The organism is Rhodococcus sp. Z13 (genome assembly GCF_025837095.1).
Classification (GTDB): domain Bacteria; phylum Actinomycetota; class Actinomycetes; order Mycobacteriales; family Mycobacteriaceae; genus Rhodococcus; species Rhodococcus sacchari.
Window position 1 is genome coordinate 4,378,524 of the sequence record NZ_CP107551.1, and the last position, 22,769, is coordinate 4,401,292.

General features: G+C 68.8%; 26 protein-coding genes. 13 read left to right on the top strand and 13 right to left on the bottom strand.

Features of this window, described 5'->3' with window-relative positions; translation table 11 throughout:
• Nucleotides 1-10 precede the first annotated feature (10 nt).
• The 7 genes from OED52_RS19990 to OED52_RS20020 all read left to right on the top strand — a co-directional run bounded on the left by OED52_RS19990 (nt 11) and on the right by OED52_RS20020 (nt 4,593).
• Nucleotides 11-1,168 (top strand): acyl-CoA dehydrogenase family protein, encoded by a 1,158-nt coding sequence (locus OED52_RS19990; RefSeq protein WP_264152551.1) that lies wholly within the window; start codon nt 11-13, stop codon nt 1,166-1,168.
• Between the two features lie 81 nt (nt 1,169-1,249).
• Nucleotides 1,250-1,870, top strand: coding sequence for an AIM24 family protein (locus OED52_RS19995; protein ID WP_264152552.1), 621 nt, complete (start codon nt 1,250-1,252; stop codon nt 1,868-1,870).
• Between the two features lie 7 nt (nt 1,871-1,877).
• Complete coding sequence (locus tag OED52_RS20000) at nt 1,878-2,579, top strand: AIM24 family protein (RefSeq protein WP_264152553.1); 702 nt, start codon at nt 1,878-1,880, stop codon at nt 2,577-2,579.
• A complete protein-coding gene (locus OED52_RS20005; RefSeq protein WP_264152554.1) occupies nt 2,576-3,331 on the top strand; it encodes an AIM24 family protein in 756 nt (251 codons plus the stop codon). The genes OED52_RS20000 and OED52_RS20005 overlap by 4 nt, the downstream gene beginning before the upstream one ends.
• A 141-nt stretch (nt 3,332-3,472) precedes the next feature.
• Nucleotides 3,473-3,670, top strand: a complete 198-nt coding sequence (locus OED52_RS20010; protein ID WP_264152555.1) for a (2Fe-2S)-binding protein — start codon at nt 3,473-3,475, stop codon at nt 3,668-3,670.
• A 49-nt stretch (nt 3,671-3,719) separates the two neighbouring features.
• The gene (gene bfr, locus OED52_RS20015; protein WP_264152556.1) at nt 3,720-4,196 is read left to right on the top strand and encodes a bacterioferritin; all 477 of its coding nucleotides are present in this window, start codon (nt 3,720-3,722) and stop codon (nt 4,194-4,196) included.
• Nucleotides 4,197-4,302: 106 nt separating this feature from the next.
• Entirely contained in the window at nt 4,303-4,593 is a 291-nt protein-coding gene (locus OED52_RS20020; RefSeq protein ID WP_264152557.1) for a GNAT family N-acetyltransferase, read from the top strand.
• 75 nt (nt 4,594-4,668) lie between these two features.
• On the opposite strand, the gene dmpG is transcribed toward OED52_RS20020, so the two are convergent.
• The 4 genes from dmpG to OED52_RS20040 all read right to left on the bottom strand — a co-directional run bounded on the left by dmpG (nt 4,669) and on the right by OED52_RS20040 (nt 8,442).
• Nucleotides 4,669-5,721 (bottom strand): 4-hydroxy-2-oxovalerate aldolase, encoded by a 1,053-nt coding sequence (gene dmpG / locus OED52_RS20025; RefSeq protein WP_264152558.1) that lies wholly within the window; start codon nt 5,719-5,721, stop codon nt 4,669-4,671.
• A complete protein-coding gene (locus OED52_RS20030; protein ID WP_264152559.1) occupies nt 5,718-6,650 on the bottom strand; it encodes an acetaldehyde dehydrogenase (acetylating) in 933 nt (310 codons plus the stop codon). Before OED52_RS20030 ends, dmpG begins: the two co-directional genes overlap by 4 nt.
• Nucleotides 6,647-7,492 (bottom strand): 2-keto-4-pentenoate hydratase, encoded by an 846-nt coding sequence (locus OED52_RS20035; RefSeq protein ID WP_264152560.1) that lies wholly within the window; start codon nt 7,490-7,492, stop codon nt 6,647-6,649. The genes OED52_RS20030 and OED52_RS20035 overlap by 4 nt, the downstream gene beginning before the upstream one ends.
• 179 nt (nt 7,493-7,671) lie before the next feature.
• The gene (locus OED52_RS20040) at nt 7,672-8,442 is read right to left on the bottom strand and encodes an IclR family transcriptional regulator (RefSeq protein ID WP_264152561.1); all 771 of its coding nucleotides are present in this window, start codon (nt 8,440-8,442) and stop codon (nt 7,672-7,674) included.
• Between the two features lie 67 nt (nt 8,443-8,509).
• On the opposite strand from OED52_RS20040, the gene OED52_RS20045 reads away from it, so the two are divergent.
• On the top strand, nt 8,510-9,046 hold the full coding sequence (locus tag OED52_RS20045) for a DnaJ family domain-containing protein (RefSeq protein WP_264152562.1): 537 nt from the start codon (nt 8,510-8,512) through the stop codon (nt 9,044-9,046).
• On the opposite strand, the gene OED52_RS20050 is transcribed toward OED52_RS20045, so the two are convergent.
• Both OED52_RS20050 and OED52_RS20055 read right to left on the bottom strand, forming a co-directional pair.
• Complete coding sequence (locus OED52_RS20050) at nt 9,033-9,692, bottom strand: CoA transferase subunit B (protein WP_264152563.1); 660 nt, start codon at nt 9,690-9,692, stop codon at nt 9,033-9,035. The genes OED52_RS20045 and OED52_RS20050 overlap by 14 nt on opposite strands.
• A gap of 1 nt (nt 9,693) precedes the next feature.
• Complete coding sequence (locus OED52_RS20055; RefSeq protein ID WP_264152564.1) at nt 9,694-10,455, bottom strand: CoA transferase subunit A; 762 nt, start codon at nt 10,453-10,455, stop codon at nt 9,694-9,696.
• A gap of 198 nt (nt 10,456-10,653) precedes the next feature.
• Here OED52_RS20055 and OED52_RS20060 point away from each other — a divergent pair, with 198 nt between their 5' ends.
• Complete coding sequence (locus OED52_RS20060; protein ID WP_264152565.1) at nt 10,654-11,427, top strand: IclR family transcriptional regulator; 774 nt, start codon at nt 10,654-10,656, stop codon at nt 11,425-11,427.
• Nucleotides 11,428-11,434: 7 nt separating this feature from the next.
• On the opposite strand, the gene OED52_RS20065 is transcribed toward OED52_RS20060, so the two are convergent.
• From OED52_RS20065 to OED52_RS20085, 5 genes are read right to left on the bottom strand one after another with little or no spacing between them, the layout of a single operon-like run.
• The gene (locus tag OED52_RS20065) at nt 11,435-12,256 is read right to left on the bottom strand and encodes an HpcH/HpaI aldolase/citrate lyase family protein (protein WP_264152566.1); all 822 of its coding nucleotides are present in this window, start codon (nt 12,254-12,256) and stop codon (nt 11,435-11,437) included.
• On the bottom strand, nt 12,253-12,741 hold the full coding sequence (locus OED52_RS20070) for a MaoC family dehydratase (protein WP_264152567.1): 489 nt from the start codon (nt 12,739-12,741) through the stop codon (nt 12,253-12,255). Before OED52_RS20070 ends, OED52_RS20065 begins: the two co-directional genes overlap by 4 nt.
• A complete protein-coding gene (locus OED52_RS20075) occupies nt 12,738-13,901 on the bottom strand; it encodes an acyl-CoA dehydrogenase family protein (protein ID WP_264152568.1) in 1,164 nt (387 codons plus the stop codon). Before OED52_RS20075 ends, OED52_RS20070 begins: the two co-directional genes overlap by 4 nt.
• On the bottom strand, nt 13,898-15,904 hold the full coding sequence (locus OED52_RS20080; protein WP_264152569.1) for an acetyl-CoA carboxylase biotin carboxylase subunit: 2,007 nt from the start codon (nt 15,902-15,904) through the stop codon (nt 13,898-13,900). The genes OED52_RS20075 and OED52_RS20080 overlap by 4 nt, the downstream gene beginning before the upstream one ends.
• A gap of 5 nt (nt 15,905-15,909) precedes the next feature.
• The gene (locus OED52_RS20085; RefSeq protein WP_264152570.1) at nt 15,910-17,502 is read right to left on the bottom strand and encodes a carboxyl transferase domain-containing protein; all 1,593 of its coding nucleotides are present in this window, start codon (nt 17,500-17,502) and stop codon (nt 15,910-15,912) included.
• 92 nt (nt 17,503-17,594) lie between these two features.
• Here OED52_RS20085 and OED52_RS20090 point away from each other — a divergent pair, with 92 nt between their 5' ends.
• Both OED52_RS20090 and OED52_RS20095 read left to right on the top strand, forming a co-directional pair.
• The gene (locus OED52_RS20090) at nt 17,595-18,254 is read left to right on the top strand and encodes an SACE_7040 family transcriptional regulator (protein WP_264152571.1); all 660 of its coding nucleotides are present in this window, start codon (nt 17,595-17,597) and stop codon (nt 18,252-18,254) included.
• On the top strand, nt 18,251-19,021 hold the full coding sequence (locus OED52_RS20095; RefSeq protein WP_264152572.1) for a thioesterase family protein: 771 nt from the start codon (nt 18,251-18,253) through the stop codon (nt 19,019-19,021). Before OED52_RS20090 ends, OED52_RS20095 begins: the two co-directional genes overlap by 4 nt.
• Nucleotides 19,022-19,036: 15 nt before the next feature.
• Here the strand turns inward: OED52_RS20095 and OED52_RS20100 are convergent, their stop codons facing one another.
• Nucleotides 19,037-19,909 carry an LLM class F420-dependent oxidoreductase gene (locus OED52_RS20100; RefSeq protein ID WP_264152573.1) on the bottom strand — a complete coding sequence of 291 codons (873 nt, stop codon included), beginning with the start codon at nt 19,907-19,909 and terminating at the stop codon, nt 19,037-19,039.
• 241 nt (nt 19,910-20,150) lie between these two features.
• Here OED52_RS20100 and OED52_RS20105 point away from each other — a divergent pair, with 241 nt between their 5' ends.
• Nucleotides 20,151-21,815: a sensor histidine kinase gene (locus OED52_RS20105; RefSeq protein WP_264152574.1), complete on the top strand. Its 1,665-nt coding sequence runs from the start codon at nt 20,151-20,153 to the stop codon at nt 21,813-21,815.
• On the top strand, nt 21,812-22,261 hold the full coding sequence (locus tag OED52_RS20110; protein WP_264152575.1) for a response regulator: 450 nt from the start codon (nt 21,812-21,814) through the stop codon (nt 22,259-22,261). The genes OED52_RS20105 and OED52_RS20110 overlap by 4 nt, the downstream gene beginning before the upstream one ends.
• A gap of 58 nt (nt 22,262-22,319) precedes the next feature.
• Here the strand turns inward: OED52_RS20110 and OED52_RS20115 are convergent, their stop codons facing one another.
• The gene (locus OED52_RS20115; protein ID WP_264152576.1) at nt 22,320-22,565 is read right to left on the bottom strand and encodes a DUF6480 family protein; all 246 of its coding nucleotides are present in this window, start codon (nt 22,563-22,565) and stop codon (nt 22,320-22,322) included.
• Between the last annotated feature and the right edge of the window lie 204 nt (nt 22,566-22,769).

Genomic DNA, 22,769 nt, shown 5'->3' on the forward strand with positions numbered 1-22,769 from the left:
AGGACGACGCGTGAAGCGCACGCTGTACAACGAGGACCACGAGGCGTTCCGGCAGACGGTGCGCGACTTCATCGCCAAGGAAGTCGCCCCCGTCTACCACGAGTGGGAGGAGGCCGGTCATCCCCCGCGCGAGTTCTACAACCGCATGGGCGAACTCGGTCTGCTGGGCATCCAGGTGCCCGAGGAGTACGGCGGCGGCGGCGAGAAGTCGCTGAAGTTCAACGTCATCCTCGCCGAGGAGGCCTCGGCGGCCGGCGTGTCGTTCGGGTCGTCGTCGGTGCACTCGAATCTGATCCTGCCGTACATCATGCAGAACGCCACCGAGGAGCAGAAGCAGCGCTGGCTCCCCGGATTCGCCTCGGGCGAGCTGATGTTCGCGATCGCCATGACCGAGCCGGGCACCGGTTCGGACCTCGCGAACATCGCGACCACCGCGAAGCTGTCGGAGGACGGCAGCCACTACGTCCTCAACGGCGCCAAGACCTTCATCACCGGTGGTGCGCTCGCCGACCGCATCCTCGTGGTGTGCCGGACCTCCCCCTACAACCCGGAGGACCGTCGCGGCGGCCTGTCGATCCTGGTGGTGGACACCCAGAGCGAGGGCTTCTCGGTCGGGCGCAAGCTGAACAAGATCGGCCTCAAGACGTCGGACACCGCCGAGCTGGCGTTCGACGACGTGAAGGTGCCCGTCTCCGATCTGCTCGGCAAGGAGGGCGAGGCGTTCTCGTACCTGACGCAGAACCTCGCGCAGGAACGCCTCACCATTGCCTTCGGTGCCGCCGCGACGGCCGCCGCCGCGATCCAGCACGCCATCGCGTACACCAAGGAGCGCAAGGTCTTCGGTAAGCCGGTCGCGTCGTTCCAGAACACCAAGTTCGTGCTCGCCGAGTGCTCGACGGAACTGCAGGCGATGCAGATCATGGTCGACAACGCGATCGAACTCAACGACCGTGACGAACTGACGGTGCCCGACGCCGCCCGCGCGAAGCTGTTCGCGACGGAGGCTGCCGGTCGCATCATCGACAAGTGCCTCCAGTTGCACGGCGGTTACGGCTACATCACCGAATACCCCATCGCCCGCCTCTACGCCGACACCCGCGTGACCCGCATCTACGGCGGCACCAACGAGGTCATGAAGACGATCATCGCCAAGGATCTGGGACTGTAGGTCTTCACGGTTCTTCGGTGGAGTGGCCCCTGTGACCCGGGGCTACTCCACCGAAGTCGTTTCCGGCTATCGTGTTCCGCCATGCGACTAGTCGTGAAGACCAAGAGGGTGATCGAGGCGCACCTGAGCAACTCCTCCGTGCGTGCACTGTCGGGGTCGATGGTGGCGTACGAGGGGCAGATCGAGTTCAGGTCCGCCGGTTTCGGTGGCGGCGAGGGGGTGCTCGCCGGGCTCCGGCAACGCGCGACCGGTGAGGGACTGTCGCTCATGGAGTGCAGCGGCAACGGCGTCGTCTACCTCGCGCACGAGGCGCAGGACGTGACCGTGCTGGACCTGAACAACGAGACCCTGCAGGTCGAGTCCGAACAGCTGCTGGCGCTGAGCGGGAACCTGACCACGAACGTGACGTTCGCGGGCCTGCGCGGCGGCATGAGCGGCCAGGGCCTGTTCACGACCACGGTGACGGGCACCGGGCAGGTCGCGTTGCTGTCGGCCGGGGGCCCGCTCATCCATCTCGAGGTGTCGCCGCAGTACCCGCTCGTCGTCGATCCCGACGCCTTCGTGTGTGCGAAGGGTCAGCTCACGCAGTCGTTCGTCACCGACGTGTCGTGGCGGTCCGCCATCGGCCAGGGCAGCGGCGAGGCGTTCTCGCTCAAGTGGGACGGTGTCGGCGTGGTGTCGATCCAGCCGGCGGAACGGTAGGGGCACGATGACGTTCACGAAGATCAACGGCAAGGTCGTCCGGGCGGATCTGCGGCAGACCGGCCCGATCGTCGCGCGACGCGGCGCGATGCTGTTCTACACCGGCAACGTCCGGTTCTCGCCGCACGGCATGCCCGGTGGGGTCGGCGGCGCGCCCGGTCTCGGTGGGGTCGTGGGCATGGCCGGCCGCATGCTGCAGGGCGAGCACGAGGCCACGATGCTCGCCGAGGGCGACGGGGTCGTGCACTACGGCTTCCGCGGGCTCGAGACGCACGTCGTCGACATGTCGGCCGGTGGCGAGCTGCGGGTCGAGGCCTCCCGTCTGCTCGCCCACACCACGGGACTGCAGTCCACGGTGGTGTCGGTGGCCGCGGCGTCCGGTGGAGGCGGGGGCGGCGGCCTGTTCGGCGCCCTGCGCGGCGCCGCGACGGGCGCGCTGACCGGCACGGGCATGTTCACCACGCAGCTGACCGGGCACGGCACGGCGGTGTTGCTCGCGCACGGTGGTGTGATCGAGCTGCAGGTCGGCGGGCCGGCGCCGGTGGTGGTGGACCCACAGGCGTTCGTCGGCTCGTACGGGCCGGTGCGCACCGAACTGAAGTCGGCGATGAGCTGGCGCAATCTGGGCCGGACCGGTGGGGAGGGCATGCAGCTCGAGTGCACCGGTCAGGGCATCGTCTACGTGCAGGCATCGGAGGAGAAGCTGTGAGCACCGTTCTGAATCCGTCGAGTTTCGCCGGCAGCGACAACGTGCCCGGCAATTCCTACGCCTACTGCATCGATCTGCAGACGCCGTGGTTCCTGTCGAAGGGCGCGATGATCGCCTATTACGGTCAGGTGCAGTTCAATCCCCTGACCCACGGCCTGCAGGGACACCTGCTGCACATGGTGGCGCAGCAGTTCTCCGCTCCGCTCTATCTGGGCGACTACGTCGTGGCGGAGGGTTACGGGAAGCTGATCCTCGGCGACCGCGGGTACGACATCAACTCGTACGACCTCGACGACGGCAACCTCACCATCCGGCAGGCGAACCTGCTGGCCTTCGAACCGGGGCTGTCGCTCAACCAGTCGATCGTGCCGGGCTTTCTCACCCTCATCGGGACGGGGCGGTTCCTCGCGTCGTCGAACGGCCCGGTGATGTTCGCGGAGCCGCCGCTGCGCGTCGACCCGGAGGCCCTCGTCGGCTGGGCCGACTGCCCCTCCCCCAGCCACCACTACGACGAATCGTGGATCACCGGGTTCGTGGCGGCGGGGGCGCGGCGTTTCGGTGTGCAGTCCGGTGAGGAACGTCAGTTCGATTTCACCGGCAAGGGCACCGTGCTCATCCAGTCCAGTGAGAAGGTCATCACGGATTCGTCGCTCGTGCGGACGATCGAGAACCAGATCCCGGGATTGTCGACGTCGGGTTTGCACCGTATCAACCAGGTCGTCTCGCAACAGCTGCAACAGCAGCAGCACTGACACCACGTCCTGGGCCGAGACCGGAGAAATTACCGGGTCATCACCTCTTCCGGTGACGAGCTTCACAAGCTAGGCTTGCCTAACCAGAGGTAAGGTTTGGGCAACCTAAGAAGTGCCCTCGGTCCAGGAAAGGTGGCTCTGATGATCGTCTGCAGTTGCCACGCTCTTACTCACAGCCACATCGAGGCCGAGGTGGCCGCGGGAGCACGATGCACCCGTGAGGTCAGCGCCCGGTGCCGTGCAGGCACCGACTGCGGCAACTGTGTCCGCAACATCTCTGCGATCATCCGGCAGGCTCGCGTCCGGAATGAGACCATCGAACTCGAGACCGCCGTGTAGCCAGCCCCTACCCGGCGGTGAAACCCGATGGTTCCCCCGGGAGGTGGCCATGAAGGGCGACAAGAAGGTCATCGAGTTGCTCAACGAGCAGCTCACAGCAGAGCTCACCGCGATCAACCAGTACTTCCTGCATTCGAAGATGCAGGAGGACCGCGGCTGGTCCAAGCTCGCGAAGCACACGCGCGACGAATCGTTCGACGAGATGCGTCACGCCGAGAAACTGACCGACCGCATCCTCTATCTGGACGGACTCCCCAACTACCAGCGTCTCGGCGGCCTGCGCCTGGGCCAGACGGTCAAGGAGATGCTCGAGGCAGATCTGCAGGTGGAGATCGAGGCCCGCGACCGGCTCCGCAAGGGTGCCGAGTACATGCGCTCGGTCAGCGACATCACCTCGGCGAAGATCTTCGAGGACATCCTGGCCGACGAGGAGGAACACATCGACTATCTCGAGACGCAGCTCGATCTGGTCGAGCAGCTCGGCGAACCGCTCTACATCGCCCAGCACATCTCCCCGCCGGAGTGACCCGGCAGGAGTGACCCGACAGCGCAGAACGGGCCGCGGCGTCGTGCCGCGGCCCGTTCTCTATGCTGTGGGACACACCCGCTCCCCCGACGGTGAGAGGAAGACCATGAGCGACTCGTCCGTGATCGTGGTGCACAACGCCGAGCAGCAGCGTTACGAGCTCCACGACGACGATGCCGTCATCGGCTACACGCAGTACCACCCCGACGGCGACACCCAGCTGGTGTTCGACCACACCGAGGTCGACAAGGGTTATTCGGGCCAGGGTCTCGCCGGGAAGCTGGTCGGCTCCGCCCTCGACGACGTCCGTGCGCGCGGCAGGAAGGTCGTCGCGATCTGCCCGTACGTCGACAAGTTCATCGACAAGCATCCCGAGTACCGGGATCTGACGGCCTGAGACCGGATGCGACCGGCGCGGCGGTGGGATCACCGCCGCGCCGGTCGTCGTATTCGGAAGATCTCTCCGGGAGGGTCAGTTGCCCTTGCGGTTGCGCAGATCCAGGGCGACGTCGGTGATCATGTCCTCCTGGCCACCGACGAGGCCGCGCCGGCCGATCTCGACGAGGATCTCGCGGGTGTCGAGCCCGTAGATGCTCGCCGCGGTCTCTGCGTGCCGCAGGAAGCTCGAGTACACACCCGCGTAGCCGAGGGTGAGGGTCTCGCGGTCCACCTGGACCGGGCGGTCCTGCAGCGGGCGGACGATATCGTCCGCGGCGTCCTGCAATCCGAACAGATCGCAGGAGTGCTTCCAGCCGAGCAGGTCGGCGACGGCGACGAACGGCTCGATGGGGCAGTTGCCGGCACCGGCACCGTGACCGGCGAGCGAAGCGTCGACGCGGATCACGCCCTCCTCGACCGCGCACACCGAGTTGGCGACAGACAGCGACAGGTTCTGGTGGGCGTGGATGCCGATCTGTGTGGTCTCGTTCAGGACCTCGCGGTAGGCGCGCACGCGCTCGCGGACCCCGTCCATCGTCAGGCGGCCGCCCGAGTCGGTGACGTAGACGCAGTCGGCACCGTAGGACTCCATGAGCTTGGCCTGCCGGGCGAGTTCCTCGGCCGGCGCCATGTGCGACATCATGAGGAAGCCCGACACGTCCATGCCGAGTTCCTTTGCGGCGGCGATGTGTTGTGCGGAGACGTCGGCCTCGGTGCAGTGCGTCGCGATGCGCACGGAGCGCACGCCGATCTCGTAGGCGCGCTTCAGCTCGTGCACGGTGCCGATACCCGGGAGCAGCAGCGTCGTGAGGGTGGCCGAAGGGATCGCTTCCGCAGCGGCTTCCAGCCACTCCCAGTCGGTGTTGCTGCCGGGGCCGTAGGTCAGCGAGTGACCGGCGAGCCCGTCGCCGTGCGCCACCTCGATGGCGTCGACACCCGCACGGTCGAGGGCGCCGGCGATCTTCGCAACGTCCTGCGGCGTGATGCGGTGACGGATGGCGTGCATGCCGTCGCGCAGGGTCACGTCCTGGATGTACAGAGCCGTTCCGTCGGTTGCGAATTCGCGTGTCGTGGTTGCCGCGGTCATGCCGTCACCTGATCCTTCGTGCGTGCCGCGACGGCGCGTGCGACCTGCAGCGCCGCCGAGGTCATGATGTCGAGATTGCCCGCGTACTCGGGCAGGTAGTGCGCTGCGCCCTTGACCTCGAGGAACACCGCGACCTTCCACAGCGGACCGGTGTGGTCGGTGAGCGTCGCCATGGATTCGGTGACCTCGGTGAACTGCACCTCCTGCTTGAGGGTGTAGCCGGGCACGTACTCCTGGACGGTCGCGACCATCTCCTGCACGGACGCGACGATCTCGTCCTTGCGGTCCTCACCGACGAGCGCGAGCACGGTGTCGCGCATGATGACCGGCGGATCGGCCGGGTTGAGGATGATGATCGCCTTGCCGCGGGTGGCGCCACCGATGAGTTCGATGGCCTTCGAGGTGGTTTCGGTGAACTCGTCGATGTTGGCGCGGGTGCCCGGACCGGCGGACTTCGAGGAGATCGAGGCGACGATCTCGGCCCAGTGCACCTTGGTGACGCGGGAGATGGCCGCGACGATCGGGATCGTCGCCTGCCCACCGCAGGTGACCATGTTGATGTTGGGCGCGTCGAGGTGCTCGGTGAGGTTCACCGGCGGCACCACGTACGGGCCGATCGCAGCCGGGGTGAGGTCGATGAGCTTCTTGCCGTGGGGGCGCAGGATCTTCTCGTTGTGCTCGTGGGCCTTCGCCGAGGTCGCGTCGAAGACGATCTCGATCTCGTCGAAGCGGGGGTGCGCGACGAGGCCGTCGACGCCGTTCGAGACGGCGTCGATGCCGAGGCGCTTCGCCCGGGCGAGGCCGTCGGAATCCGGGTCGATGCCGACGAGGGCGACGGTCTCGAGTTCGGCGTCGGCCAGACGCTTGATCTTGATGAGCAGGTCGGTGCCGATGTTGCCCGACCCGATGATGGCCACTTTGGTTGTCATGAATTCTCCTGTGCCGTAGAGGGTGCGGACGAGAACTTCGCGGTCACGCCGCCGAGGGAGGAGATCTCGGCGCGCACGGTGACGCCGGGCGGTGCCGGCACCATCGGACCGAGGGCGCCGGACAGCACGACCTGTCCCGCCCGCAGGGGCTGACCGAACTCGCGGGCGGTGCGCGCGAGCCAGAGCAGTGCGTTGAGCGGATCGCCGAGGCAGGCGGCTCCGGTGCCCTCGGAGACGAGTTCGTCGTCGACGTACATCCGCATGGTGGCGTCGATCGGCTCGAACTCGTCGAGGGTGAGGGTCTGCGAGCCGAGCACGTACAGGCCGCTGGACGCGTTGTCCGCCACCGTGTCCGTGATCTTGATGTCCCAGCCGGCGACCCGGCTGTCGACGATCTCGAGGGCTGCGACGGCGTGGCTCACGGCGGCCCGCACGGTCGCGAGGTCGAGGTCGTCGGAGTCGAGGTCCGCGGAGAGGACGAAGGCGATCTCGGCTTCGACCTTGGGCTGGAGCAGCCGCTCGCTGGGCACCTCGTCGAGAGCCGTGACGTCCATGTCCTCGAAGAGGACACCGAAGTCGGGGCGGTCCACGCCGAGCTGCTGCTGCACGGCCGGGGAGGTCAAGCCGATCTTCCGGCCGACGACGCGGGCGCCGTCGGCCAGGCGGCGCGCGGTGAGCTGCTGCTGCACCTCGTACGCCAGGTCGATGTCGGTCTCGCCCAGCAGGTCGCGGACGGGCCCGCACGGGGTGGAGGTCCGGGTGGCCTCGATGAGGCGGTCGGCCGCTTCACTGGCGATGTGGGTGCGATCCGCCGCGGAAGTGGTGTTCGAGCTGGTTGTCATCACGTCCTCGTCGTTCGATGGATTACGACCATCGTGACGGGAAGCACCACGCGCACCTAGGGTCATGTTCCGGTGAGTGGAACGTTTGGGCGGAGGTCGTGTCGCCACACAGCTCGGGTCGCCACACAGCTCGGGTCGCCGCACGGGCCGTGTCGCCGCACGGGCCGTGTCGCCGCGGATCAGAGATTGCGGATGGCCTCGCGGCGCGCGTGGGTGGCGGCGATCCCGGCGGCCGCCGCCTGCACCGCACCGGCGTGCTTCTCGGGCCGGAACCGGGTGACCGGGCCGGTCACGCTCACCGCGGCGATCGGCCGGTCGTCGGCGTCGAAGATCGGGGCGGCCACGCACGTCAGCCCCACCGCCGACTCCTCGTACTCGAAGGCCACCCCGTGTTCGACGACCGCGGCGAGGTTCGCGCTCAGGCGGCCCGGGGTGGTGATGGTGCGCGGGGTCTTGCGGGGCATCCCTCCGGCGAGCACCTCGGCGAGCACCTCCGGCGGCGAGAAGGCGAGCAGGGCCTTCCCGATTCCGGTGCAGTACATGGGCATTCGACCGCCGATACGGGAGGGGATGGACGCCGGTCGGTGACCGCCGATCTTCGAGACGTAGACGACCTCGGTGCCCTCGGGAACGCCCAGATGGACGGTCTCGTGGGTCCGTTCGTAGAGATCCTCCATGAACGGGATCGCGACCTCGAGCAAACCGCGTTCGAGGGAGGCACGCAGGCCGAGTTCGAACAGCTGACCGCTGAGGCGGTAGCCGGACTCGTCCCGGTCGAGCAGCCGGACGGCGACGAGGTCGTTGGCGATGCGGTGCAGGGTCGCCTTCGGCAGGCCGGTGCGGCGCGCCAGTTCGGCGAGCGGCAGACCGTGGTCGTCGGCGGTGAACGCCCACAGCACCGTGACGACCTTGCCGAGCACGGTGTTGGTGTCGACCTGCTGACCTTCCACGACGCTCAGGGTAGGACAGGCCCGGTGCGGCCTGCCGGAGGGCGCGCGCTCCTGGCATCCTGGAACGGTGACCGAGCGCAAGCGGGGGGATCTGACGTTCGAGAGCTGGATCGAACGTCAGATCCGCGTGGCGCAGGAACGGGGCGATTTCGACGACCTGCCCGGCTACGGCAAGCCCATCCCCGACCACGGCGACGACGAGCTGTGGTGGGTGAAGAGTTATATGGCGCGCGAAGGACTTTCGACCGAGGCGCTGCTGCCGCCGGAGTTGCAGTTGCGACGCGAGATCGAGCGGCTGCCCGAGACCGTCGGGGCCGTACCCAGCGAGCAGGTGGTGCGGGAGATCGTCGCCGACCTCAACCGGCGGGTCGCCTCCTGCCTGCTCTCCCCCGGCCGGTTGCCGGTCCCGGTGCACAAGGTGGACGCCGACGAGGCCGTGGAGATCTGGCGGGCCGAGCGGGCGCGACGGCGCGAGGAGGCGCGCCGGGCCCTGAACTCGACACGGCCCCGGCTCGAGACGATGTCCGAGACCGGGGCCGTGCCCAGGAGAGTGTGGTTCCGGTGGTTCCGCAGGCGGAACCGGCCGGCCGTCAGGGAAGAGTGAGCGGTGCGCCCGTCGCGGCCTGCACCTGCTCCGCGGTGACGCCCGGGGCGCACTCGCGCAGCACCAGGCCCTCATCGGTCACGTCGATGACCGCGAGGTTGGTGATGATCCGCTGGACGACGCCCTCACCGGTGAGCGGCAGCGAACACTGGGAGACGACCTTCGGGTTGCCCTGCTTGTCGGTGTGCTCCATGAGCACGATGACCTTGCGGGCACCGTGGACGAGGTCCATCGCGCCGCCCATGCCCTTGACCATCTTGCCGGGGACCATCCAGTTGGCGAGATCACCCGTGGCCGAGACCTCCATGCCACCGAGCACCGCGGTGTCGATGTGGCCGCCGCGGATCATGCCGAAGCTCAGCGCGGAGTCGAAGAAGGAGGCGCCCGCGTTGACGGTGACGGTCTCCTTGCCGGCGTTGATCAGGTCCGGGTCGACCGCGTCCTCGGTGGGGTACGGGCCGGTGCCGAGGATGCCGTTCTCGCTGTGCAGCGTGACGTGCACGCCCTCGGGCAGGTAGTTGGGGATCAGCGTCGGCAGGCCGATGCCGAGGTTGACGTACTCGCCGGGGGAGAGTTCCTGCGCGGCGCGGGCGGCCATCTCGGTCCGGGTCCACCCGTTGGTCTGCGTTTCGACGGTCGCTGTCATCTCAGGCACCCTTTCCGGCGGAGACGGTCCGCTTCTCGATCTGCTTGTCCTGGACACCGGTGTGCACGATGCGGTTGACGAAGATGCCCGGCAGGTGCACCTCGCCCGGATCGATCTCACCCGGCTCGACGAGTTCCTCGACCTGCGCGATGCACACGCGCCCGGCCATCGCGGCGAGCGGGTTGAAGTTCATCGCGGCCTTGTTGAACACGAGGTTGCCCTCGGTGTCGCCCTTGAGGGCGTGCACGAGGGAGAAGTCGGCGGTGATGGACTCCTCGAGCACGTAGCGCTTGCCGCGGAACTCGCGGATCTCCTTGGCCGGGGACGCGACCGCGACGGAGCCGTCGGTGTTGTAGCGCCACGGCAGGCCGCCCTGGGAGATGGGGGTGCCGACACCGGCCGGGGTGTAGAAGGCGGGGATGCCCGCGCCGCCGGCGCGCAGCTTCTCGGCGAGGGTGCCCTGCGGAGTCAGCTCCACCTCGAGCTCACCGGAGAGGTACTGGCGGGCGAACTCCTTGTTCTCCCCCACGTACGAGGCGGTGACGCGGCGGATGCGCTTGTCGCCGAGCAGGATGCCGAGGCCGTGGCCGTCGACGCCGCAGTTGTTGGAGAAGACTTCGAGGTCGGTGGCGCCGGAATCGGCGATGGCCTGGATCAGGACGTCGGGGATGCCGCACAGCCCGAATCCGCCCACCGCGAGCGTCGCTCCGTCACGGATGTCCGCGACGGCCTCCGCTGCCGTCTCGAAAACTTTCGTTGCCAACTCACACCTCTCGGGGCCCGGGAGCCACACGACTCCGATGTCCGGATGCGTCCACTGGATGAACGCTGGTTCTTGCTTGCCTTCCAATAAAGATGCTGCAGGTCAGGAATTCAAGGAATCACGAGAATCTCTCGAAAATTGATCGCTGTCCGAACGACATACCCTCATGCGTTCACTCAGTGGACGTATGCTGGGGGCATGTCCACCGGAGCACAGGGTCAACTGATCAAGCGGGTCACCGCGGTGCTGCGCACCATCTCGGCGCACGAACCGCACGGGGTGACCACCTCCGAGGCGGCCCGCGAGACCGACCTCGCGCGGCCGACGGTGCACCGGTTGCTCTCCTCGCTCACCGACGAGGGGCTCGTGGACCGGGACGCGGCGACGGGCCGCTGGACGCTGGGACCGGAGCTGTACCTGCTGGGCTCGCTCGCATCGATGCGCTACGACATCACCGATCTCGCCGGCGACGTGGTGCGCGAGCTGGCCCGCGCGACGGGTGAGAGCGCCTTCCTGTCGGCGCGGCGGGGCGACGAGACGGTGTGCCTCCTACGAGAGGAGGGCAGTTTCCCGCTGCGCTCGCACGTGCTCCACATCGGGATCCGGCTACCCCTGGGCGTCGCCTCGGCGGGGCTGGTGATCCTGTCGCACATGCCCGATCCGGAGATCGACGCCTACCTGTCGCGGGTCGATCTCGTGTCCGAATGGGGGCCGCAGCATTCACGGGAGGAACTCGGGAAGCGGATCGAGGCGACCCGCCTGACCGGATACGCCGTCAATCCCGCTCTCCTCGTGGAGGGCAGCTGGGGGTTGGGCGCCGCGGTGTTCGACCACCGCGGCGCCCCGACGTGGGCGCTGAGCCTCACGGGTGTGGAGAGCCGGTTCCGTCCCGACCGGATACCGGAGCTCGGTGAGGCGTTGCTGGACGGCGCCCACAGGCTCACCCAGCGGTTGCGTCAGCGCGGACGCTGACGTCCGCTCACGCGGACGCGGCCGCCGCGGCGCGCTGCAGTACCCGTTCGGCGTGCCGCAGGACGGGGGCGTCGACCATCTTCCCCTCGAAATCGAAGACCCCGCGCTCCTTCTCGGCGGCGGCGAGGACCCGTCGTGCCCAGTCCTCCTCCTCCGGGGTGGGGGCGTAGGCGCGGCGGACCACGTCGACCTGACCCGGGTGGATCGACACCTTGATGTCGAATCCGACCGCGACGGCGTCGAGGGCCTCCTCGAACAATCCGTCGATGTCCTTGATGTCGAGGTACACCGAGTCCAGCGCCCAGCGGGCGTGGCCCTTGGCGGCGAGCAGGGACACCGACCGCGCATGCTGCGCGACCGCACGGTAGGTGCCGTCGGCGCGGCGGCTGGCGTTGCCGCCGAGCCCGGCCACCAGATCCTCTGCGCCCCACATGATCCCGAGGGTGTTCTCGGCGGTGGCGATCTCCTCCACCTTCAGCACGCCCAGCGGCGACTCGACGAGTGCGACCACCTCGAACGGCGCGAGCGACCGTACCTCGTCGCCGCTCTCGCACTTGGGCAGCATGATCCGCGTGTAGGCGGTGCGCTTCAGTGCCTCGAGGTCGGCCTCGTGGTCGGCGGTGCCGACCGGATTGACCCGCACCACGGTGCGTTCCGGGTCGAGCGGGGTCGCGACGAGGGCATCGCGGGCGGCCGGTTTGTCGCCCGCGGCGACGGCGTCCTCGAGGTCGAGGATGACCACGTCGGCGCGGTCGGCGGCCTTGGCGTAACGATCGGGCCTGTCGGCGGGGCAGAACAGCCATGCCGGCCCGGGCAGTTCCCAGGTCATGACGTCGGCTTCTTCCTCACGAGGGTCTTGCGCACGGCCACGGCCACGATGTCGCCGTGCTGGTTGCGGCCGGTGTGCTCGAGGGTGACGATCCCCTCGCCGGGACGGCTCTTCGACTCGCGCTTGTCGAGGATCTTCGTCTCGGCGTAGAGGGTGTCACCGTGGAACAGCGGCTTCGGGAAGGAGACCTCGGAGAATCCGAGGTTGGCGACGATCGTGCCCTGTGTCAGCTGCGCGACCGACAGACCCACGATGGTCGACAGGGTGAACATCGAATTGACCAGACGCTCACCGAAACTCGTCTCGGCCGCGTAGGCCGCATCGAGGTGCAGCGCCTGCGTGTTCATCGTCTGCGTCGTGAACAGGGTGTTGTCGGCCTCGGTGATGGTGCGACCGGGCCGGTGCTCGTAGATCGCGCCGAGTTCGTATTCCTCGAACCACAGGCCGCGCTGGACGATCCGCTTCTCGGTGCCCGTCTCGCTCACAGTCCCAGCTCCCGTCCGATGAGCATGAGCTGCACCTCGGTGGTGCCCTCGCCGATCTCGAGGATCTTGCTGTCGCGGTAGTGGCGCGCCACCGCGTACTCGTTCATGAAGCCGTAGCCGCCGTGGATCTGCGTCGCGTCGCGGGCGTTGTCCATCGCCGCCTCGGAGGCGACGAGCTTGGCGATCGCGGCCTGCTTCTTGAACGGCTTGCCGGCAAGCATCGCGGCGGCGGCGTCGTAGTAGGCGGTGCGGGCGGCGTGCGCGCGGGCCTCCATGCGGGCGATCTTGAAGGCGATGGCCTGGTTGCTGCCGATGGGGCTGCCGAAGGCCTCACGCTCCTTGGCGTATTTGACCGATTCGTCGACGCAGCCCTGCGCGGCACCGGTCGACAGCGCCGCGATCGCGATGCGGCCCTCGTCGAGGATGCGCAGGAAGTTGGCGTAGCCGCGGCCGCGCTCGCCGAGGAGGTTCTCCTCCGGCACCCGCACGTCCGCGAAGGTGAGCGGGTGGGTGTCCGAGGCGTTCCAGCCGACCTTGTTGTAGGCGGGTTCGGCGGTGAAGCCGGGCGTATCGGTCGGCACGAGGATGGTGGAGATCTCCTTCTTGCCGTTCTCGCGCACACCGGTGACCGCGGTGACCGTCACGAGCGAGGTGATGTCGGTCCCCGAGTTGGTGATGAACTGCTTGTTGCCGTTGATGATCCACTCGCCGTTCTCGAGCCTGGCGGTGGTCTTCGTGCCGCCGGCGTCGCTGCCCGCGCCGGGTTCCGTCAGGCCGAAGGCGGCGAGATTGCGGCCGCTCGCGAGTTTCGGCAGCCATTCCTGCTTCTGCTTCTCGTTGCCGAACCGGTAGATCGGCATGGCGCCGAGGGAGACACCGGCCTCGAGGGTGATGGCGACCGACTGGTCGACCTTGCCGAGTTCCTCGAGCGCGAGGCACAGGGCGAAGTAGTCGCCGCCCATGCCGCCGTACTCCTCGGGGAACGGCAGACCGAACAGACCCATGTCGGCCATGCCCTGCACGACCTCGTAGGGGAACGAGTGCTCGGCGTCGTGCTTCGCCGCGACCGGCGCGACCACCGTGCGGGCGAAGTCGGCGACCGTCTTGCGCAGCTGCTCGTACTCGTCGGGAAGTTGGCCCGTGGCCAGGTATTCCGTCATGACTGTGCCTCTTCCGTATCGGCGTGCGGGACGACCCGCGCGAGAAGTTGATCGACCTTGACCTGCTCACCGGGCGCCGCGAACAGTTCGACGACGCCGTCGACGGGTGCGGTGAGCGAATGTTCCATCTTCATGGCCTCGACCACGACGAGCGTCTGCCCGGCGGTCACGGTGTCCCCGGATGCGACGGACACCGCGATGACGGCGCCCGGCATGGGGCTGGTGATGTCGGCGTCGCCGGCATGCGCGTCGTCGCCGCGCACCGAGGCCTCCTGCACCTCGCGGACGGCGACGCTGCCGCGGCCGTCGGCCAGCCAGATCGCCCCGTCGGATTCGGCGACGCGGTAGTTGTGCCGCCGGCCGTCGAGCACGACGGCGAGGGTGGAGCCGTCGAGATCGACCGTGATCGAATGGCTCTGTCCGCCTTCGACGTCCACGCGTCCGTTCCGGGGTGTGCCGGTGAGGTGGACGTGTTCGGTGCGGTCGCCCGAGGAGAGCCGGAACGAGACGGGACGGTGCGTCCCGACGCGCCAGCCGTCCGGCACCGACCAGGGGTCGGAAGTGTCGGCGGGCCAGTTCTCCAGCCAGCGCAGCGCGGCGGCCGCGACGAGGGTGGCGTCCGGAGTGCCGGGGGCGGCGTAGTCGCCGAGACGGCGGTCGAGCAGGCCGGTGTCGAGGGCGCCGGCGACGACGTCCTCGTCGGCGAGCAGGAACCGCACGAAGTCGACGTTGGTGACCACACCGAGCACCGCGGTGTCGGCGAGCGCCCGGTCGAGGCGACGCAGGGCGCCGGCACGGTCGTCGGCGTGCGCGATGACCTTGGCGAGCATCGGATCGTAGTCGCTGCCCACCACGGTGCCGGGCCGGATTCCCGAATCCACCCGCACCCCGGGGCCGGTGGGCTCGACGACGTCGGCGATCTCGCCGCCGGTGGGCAGGAAGCCGCGGGCCGGGTCCTCGGCGTAGACGCGGGCCTCGATCGCGTGGCCGGTGAGGGTGACGTCGTCCTGGGTGAAGCCGAGCGGCTCACCCGCGGCGATGCGCACCTGCCACTCGACGAGGTCGAGGCCGGTGACCATCTCGGTGACCGGATGCTCGACCTGCAGCCGGGTGTTCATCTCCATGAAGAAGAACTCGTCCGGCCTGTCGGCGGAGACGATGAACTCGACCGTGCCGGCGCCGGTGTAGTCGACGCTGCGGGCGGTGTTGCAGGCCGCCTCGCCGATGCGGGCGCGGGTGGCCTCGTCGAGCAGTGGCGAGGGCGCCTCCTCGATGACCTTCTGGTGGCGGCGCTGCAGGCTGCACTCGCGTTCGCCGAGATGCACGACGTTGCCGTGGGTGTCGGCGAGGATCTGCACCTCGATGTGCCGGGGGCGCTGGACGAACCGCTCGAGGAAGAGGGTGTCGTCGCCGAACGCCGAAGCGGCTTCGCGGCGGGCGGATTCGAGTGCGGCGGGCAGATCCTTCGAGTCCTCCACCAGGCGCATGCCCTTGCCGCCGCCACCGGCGGACGGCTTGACGAGCACCGGATAGCCGACCTCCTCTGCGCCGGCGATCAGTTCGGCGTCGGTCAGTCCCGGGCGGGAGATGCCTGGGACCACCGGGACACCGAACTTCGACACCGCGGCCTTGGCGGTGATCTTGTCGCCCATCGTCTCGATGGCGTGGGCGGACGGGCCCAGGAAGGCGATACCGGCGGTGGCGCAGGCGGCGGCGAAAGCGGAGTTCTCCGAGAGGAATCCGTAGCCGGGATGGATGGCCTGCGCGCCGGTGGCGAGGGCGGCCTCGATCACCTTGTCGATGACCAGATAGCTCTCGCGCGCGGCGGCGGGACCGAGCAGGACGGCGGTGTCGGCCTCGCGGACGTGCCGGGCGTTCCGGTCGGCCTCGCTGAACACCGCGACCGAGCGGATGCCCATCGCGCGGAGGGTGCGGATGACGCGCACCGCGATCTCGCCGCGGTTCGCCACCAGGACCGTGTCGATCCGATTCGTTTCACTCATGTCGCTCACATCCGGAAGACGCCGTAGGAGACCGGCTCGAGGGGCGCGTTCGCACACACCGACAGGGCCAGGCCGAGAACTTTTCGGGTGTCGGCGGGATCGATGATGCCGTCGTCCCACAGCCGCGCGGTGGAGTAGTAGGGATTGCCCTGCTCCTCGTACTGGGCGCGGATCGGTGCCTTGAACTCCTCCTCCTGCTCGGGGGTCCAGGGCTTGCCCGAGGCGTCGAGCTGATCCGACCGGACGGTGGCGAGCACCGAGGCGGCCTGCTCGCCGCCCATGACGGAGATCCGGGCGTTGGGCCACATCCACAGGAAGCGAGGCGAATACGCGCGCCCGCACATCGAGTAGTTGCCCGCGCCGTAGGAGCCGCCGATGACGACGGTCAGCTTCGGCACCCGCGCGCACGCGACGGCGGTGACCATCTTCGCGCCGTGCTTGGCGATGCCGCCGGCCTCGTAGTCGCGGCCGACCATGAACCCGGAGATGTTCTGCAGGAACACCAGCGGGATCGAACGCTTGTCGCACAGTTCGATGAAATGCGCGCCCTTGACGGCGGATTCACCGAAGAGCACACCGTTGTTGGCGATGATGCCGACGGGGTGCCCGTGGATGCGCGCGAAACCGGTGACGAGGGTCTTGCCGTACTCGGCCTTGAACTCGTGGAACGAACCCCCGTCGACCACACGGTCGATGACCTCGTGCACGTCGTAGGGGATGCGCGGATCGGTGGGCACCACGTCGTACAGCCCGGTGGGGTCGGCGTCGGGTTCGACGGTGGGTTCGACGTCCCATGGGCGCGGGTTGCGCGGCCCGAAGGTGGAGACGATGTCGCGCACGATCCGCAGGGCGTCGCGATCGTCCTCGGCGAGGTGGTCGGTGACGCCGGAGACCTTCGAGTGCAGGTCGCCGCCGCCGAGTTCCTCCGCGGTGACGACCTCGCCGGTCGCGGCCTTCACCAGCGGCGGACCGCCGAGGAAGATGGTGCCCTGGTTGCGGACGATGACGGCCTCGTCGCTCATCGCGGGGACGTAGGCACCGCCGGCGGTGCACGAGCCCATGACCGCGGCGATCTGCGGGATCCCCTTGGCGCTCATGGTGGCCTGGTTGTAGAAGATGCGGCCGAAGTGGTCGCGGTCGGGGAAGACCTCGTCCTGGCGCGGGAGGAAGGCACCGCCGGAGTCGACGAGGTACAGGCACGGCAGGTTGTTCTGGAGGGCGACCTCCTGCGCGCGCAGGTGCTTCTTGACCGTGATCGGGTAGTAGGTGCCGCCCTTGACGGTGGCGTCGTTGGCGACGATGACGCACTCGCGGCCCGCCACCCGGCCGATGCCGGTGATGATGCCGGCGCCGGGGCACTCGTCGTCGTACATGCCGTTCGCGGCCAGCGGGGAGAGCTCGAGGAACGGGCTGCCGGTGTCGAGGAGTTCGTCGACGCGGTCGCGCGGGAGGAGCTTGCCGCGGGAGACGTGCCGCTCACGGGCCTTCTCGCTGCCGCCGAGCGCAGCCGCGGCGAGCTTGTCGCGCAGCTCGCCGACCAGCTGTTCGTGCTGGTCGCGGCTCGTCGGGGTCGCTTGGGTGGTTGTCACGGACACCATCCTCGGTCGGTTTGGCGAATCACGATTAACTGAAATCTAGGTTAGTTATGATTAACCGAGTTGTCCAGACCACATTTCGAGCGGAGAGTGTCATGACCGAGTCCGCGATCGACGCCCCGACCACCTCGGGACGCCCGACCCGGCGCAGCCTCGCGAAGGCCGAACGCCGCCGCGACCTCCTGCGCGCCGCGTCGCAGCTGATCGCCGAACGCGGATTCGCCGGTGTCCGGCTCGAGGATCTCGGCGCCGCCGTGGGCATCAGCGGCCCCGCCGTCTACCGGCACTTCTCCAACAAGGACGCCCTGCTCGTCGAACTCCTCGTCGACATCAGCCGCCGCCTCCTGGCCGGCGGGCAGCAGGTCGTCGAGACCACCCCCGACCCCCGCGACGCCCTCGAGGGCCTGGTGGACTTCCACCTCGACTTCGCGCTCGGCGAGCCCGATCTCATCCGCGTGCAGGACCGCGAGTTCGCCTCGCTCCCCGAGGACGCCCGCCGGGAGGTCCGACGCACCCAGCGCCTCTACGTCGAGATCTGGGTGGGCGTCCTGTGCCGCCTCGACCCGGCACTGCCCGAGTCCGACGCCCGCACCATGGCCCACGCGACCTTCGGGCTCATCAACTCCACCCCGCACAGCGCCGACCCGCGCTCGCCCGAGAGCACCCGCGCGGTGCTGCGGCGCATGGCGCTGGCCGCCCTCACCACCACCGCCTCGGCCGCCGCGCCGAGTCCGGCCCGAACGGAGACCGCATGAGCTACTTCGAACGTCTCGGCCCGGCGTCCTTCCGCGCCACCTCGCACGTGAGCGGCGCCTGGAACGAGACCGAACAGCACATCGCGCCCGCCCTGGGCCTGCTGGCCCACGTGATCGAGACCGACCGCGACGAACGGCGCGACGACGGCCTGGCCGTCGCCCGCCTGTCCTACGACATCCTCGGCACCGTCCCGATCGGCCGCGTCGACACCCGGGTGGAGGTGCTGCGCCCCGGACGCACCATCGAACTCGTCGAGGCCACCCTCGTCCACGACGACCGCGCGATCGTCCGCGCGCGGGCCTGGCTCATGCAGACCCGCCCCACCGACGGGGTCGCCGCCACCGCCCTGACACCGATCCCCCGGCCGCAGGAGCTCGAACCGTGGGATCCGACAGCGCTGTGGCCCGGCGGATACATCGACTCGGTGGAGGTGCGCCGCGCGAGCCTCGGCGAGGGCCGTTCCTCCTACTGGGTGCGCACCGACGTGGCGCTCGTGGAGGGCGACAAGGTCAGCGACCTCGCCCGGTTCGCGGGACTGTTCGACATCGCCAACGGCATGGCCGTCCTCGCCGACCCACGCCGGGTCGCCTTCCCCAACGTCGACCTCACCGCGCACCTGTTCGCGGAGCCGCGCGGCGAGTGGCTCGGCTTCGACACCTCGGTGTCGTTCGGGGAGAACGGGATCGGTCTGACCACCAGCGTGTTGCACGACGAGGCCGGCCCGATCGGCACGTCCTCGCAGATCCTCACCGTGCGGCCGTCCTGACCGCACGGCGTCCCGTCAGCCCAGCAGCGCGGTGGCCAGTGTCCGGTACGCCTCGATCGGGAAGGTGAACGGATCGGCGGTGAGCACCTGAATCGCGACCTCGTCGGCACCCGCCGCGTAGTGCTTCTCGATGCCGGCCACCACGGTCTCGAGGTCGCCCCACGGGATCAGCGCGTCCATCAGCCGGTCGCTGCCGCCGCCGGCGACGTCCTCGTCGGTGTACCCGAGCCGCCGCAGATTGTTCGAGTAGTTCGGCAGCGAGAGGTAACTGCGCATGTACTCGCGGGCGATACCGCGCGCGGTGGTCTCGTCGGTGTCGAGCACGACCGCCACCTCCGGCGCCAGCAGCGGCCCGTCCCCGAGGGTCTGCCGGGCGAGGGCGGTGTGCTCGGCGGGCGTGAAGTAGGGGTGCGCCCCGGCGGCGCGATCGGCCGACAGCTTCAGCATGCGCGGGCCGAGGGCCGCGAGGACCCGGCGTTCGGCGGGCACCGGAGCGGCGGTCGCGTCCAGGGAATCGAGGTACTCGACCATGCGGCTGTAGGGCCGGGTGTACGAGGTGTTCTCCCTCGCGTCGACGACCGGCGCGTGGCTGGTTCCGAGACCGAGGAGGAAGCGTCCCGGATACTTCCGTTCCAGGTCGGCGACGGCCGCGGCGGTTTCCTCCGGGGCGGTGTGCCAGATGCTCACGATGCCGCTCGCGAAGCCGAGCCGCGACGTCGCCGCGAGGTAGTCGTCGTAGAAGGGTGGGAAGCCGTCGGCGAAACCACCGGAAGTCCACACCCGGTCGTAGCCGAGTTCGTCCAGTCCCCGCGCCGCGGCGAGCGCCGCCTCCCGGCTCCTCCGACCGATCCAGAACGCGCCGCCCCACACACTCACCCGTCGTGTCATGTGGTCGACCATAGCGACGACACCGGGGTCCGTGCAGGAGCGCGACCACCGCACCCCTACCCGCCTGGTCCGATAGAGTCGCTTCCGGGGCTGATCAGCAAGCCCGGACAACGTGTGTTCGTCGACCGATACGGTCCTGTCCACACCGCCCTCGGGACTCGTCGGCGTAGGCCGGACCGGGAAACGGGGTGGAGATGGCAGGTTTCGCTCGTTCCCGGACCATACGGGCGGGGGTGCGGTCGTGAGAGATCCGTCGGTCCCCGAGACCCGCACCGAACGCCTCGCGGCGCGGCTGGTCGTGCAGAGCTGGTTCCAGGTGGCGTTCGCCGTCCTGGCCGTCTTCGCCGTGATCGGCTCGATCGTCGGCGGCGTCTTCATCCAGCGCACCGTCCAGATCACCGACGAGGTCACCGACCGGATCCAGCCCGCGATGACCCAGGCCTACCGGCTGCAGGCCGCCCTGCTCGGCCAGCAGACCGCCGCCCGCGGCTACGCCCTCACCGGCGACACGTCGTTCCTCGAGCCCTACGAGTACGGCCGGAACGAGGAGGTGGCCGCGAACGCCCGGCTGCGCGAGCTGCTGGCCGGGCATCCGGAACTGCTCGAGGACGTCGAGCAGATCGAGACCCTGGGGGACGAGTGGCGCCGGCAGTACGCCGAGCCGCTCGTCGAGTCCGTCGAACCGGGGACCAACCGCAGGGTGGATCCGGCCGCGGCCGCCGCGGGCCGGGACACCTTCGTCCGGCTCCGGGCGTTGTTCGACGCGGAGAACACCGCGTTGTCCGCCGCTCTCGAGGACCGTCTCGACGACCTGTCGCGATCGCGCACGATCCGCAACTCGGTGCTCATCGCCATGGTCGTGGCGTTCATCCTCACCGGGCTGCTCATGGTGGTGCTCGTCCACAATCTCGTCGCTGCCCCGCTCGGCCGTCTCCGCCAGGCCGCGCGGCGGGTGGCGATGGAGGAGAACTTCGATCAGCACATCTACCCGCAGGGACCGAAAGACATCCGGGCCCTTGCCGGCGACGTGGAGACCATGCGCGGCCGTATCGTCGATGCCCTCACAGAGTCGCGCCGACAGCAGGATCTGCTCGCCAAGCAGACCGCGGATCTCGACGCGCAGGCCGAGGAACTACGACGTTCCAACACCGAACTCGAGCAGTTCGCCTACGTCGCCTCACACGACCTGCAGGAGCCGCTGCGCAAGGTCGCGTCCTTCTGCCAGCTGCTCGAGAAACGCTACGGCGACATCCTCGACGAGCGCGGGCAGCAGTACGTGCACTACGCCGTCGACGGCGCGAAGCGGATGCAGGTGCTCATCAACGACCTGCTGGAGTTCTCTCGCGTCGGCCGCATCCACGACGCGTACGTGCAGGTCGATCTGGGGCGTTCCCTGGACAAGGCGCTGGCCAATCTGTCGACCTCCGTGGAGGAGACGCAGGCCCGCATCGAACGGCCCGACTCGCTTCCGGAGATCGTCGGCGACCCCACGCTGCTGACGATGCTGTGGCAGAACCTGATCGGGAACGCGATCAAGTTCCGTCACCCCGACCGCGCTCCGGTCGTGCGGATCGAGTGCGAACGCATCGGAGAGGCGGACGGAGAGGCCGAGGGGCAGTGGCAGCTGTCGGTCACCGACAACGGCATCGGGATCGACAAGGAGTTCGCCGACAAGGTCTTCGTCATCTTCCAGCGTCTGCACGCCCGCGACGACTATCCGGGTACCGGCATCGGCCTGGCGTTGTGCAAGAAGATCGTCGAGTATCACGGGGGACGCATCCGGATCGACACCGATTACACCGACGCCCACTCCGGGGGAACTCGAATCTGCTTCACCCTCGGATCCTCAGCCCGCCCCGCCGAACCGGTGAAGCACGGGAGCGACACACCAGGAGCACCATCGTGAACCATTCCGCCGCTCGGCCGGTCGACGTCCTGCTCGTCGAGGACGATCCCGGCGACGAACTGATGACCCGTGAGGCGTTCGAACAGAACAAGATCGGGAACACCCTGCACGTCGTGCGCGACGGCGAGGAGGCCCTCGACTTCCTGTACCGCCGCGGGCGGCACGCCGACGCCCCCCGCCCGGATCTGGTCCTGCTCGACCTCAACCTTCCCAAGTACGACGGCCGGCAGGTGCTGACGCAGATCAAGTCCGACCCGGACCTGGCCGAGATCCCCGTCGTGGTGCTCACGACGTCTTCGGCCGAGGAGGACGTCCTGCGCAGCTACCGACTGCACGCCAACGCGTACGTCACCAAGCCGGTCGATCTGGACCAGTTCCTCGGTGCCGTCCGGCAGATCGACGAGTTCTTCGTGCAGGTGGTGCGGTTGCCGGGTCGGCGCGGCTAGTGCCCCGGCACGATCGACCCCCGCCCGGGTGCCTCCCGGGCGGGGTGCGGTGTCCTCGTCAGGACAGTATGCCGATGATCACGACCAGGAAGACCACCGCGATCACGGCGACCGCCAGCAGTGTCAGCCAGCCGCTGATCGGAAAGCGTTTCCTGGTGTCCGGTTCCGGCGCCGAGAGCCCCGAGGTGGTGCCGGAGTCCGGCGGCGTCGATCCGGGAGGTACTCCCCCACCGGGCTCGAGGTCGGGGGTGCGGGACGGGTCGGGGTCCTGATTGCCGTGCGGTTGGGGATCCGGGACTGACACGGGATCTCCTTTCGTCGATCGTCCGAAGAGGCACGTCGCATGTGCCTGTCCGACGGAAGCTCCCTTCAGCGGAAGTCCCTGCACTGCCGCATACCCCTCGGCTCCCGCCACAAACGACCCCCGCCACGAACGACCCCCGCCACGAACGACCCCCGCCACGAACGACCCCCGCCACGAACGACCCCGCCGGGCGTTTGCCGCCCG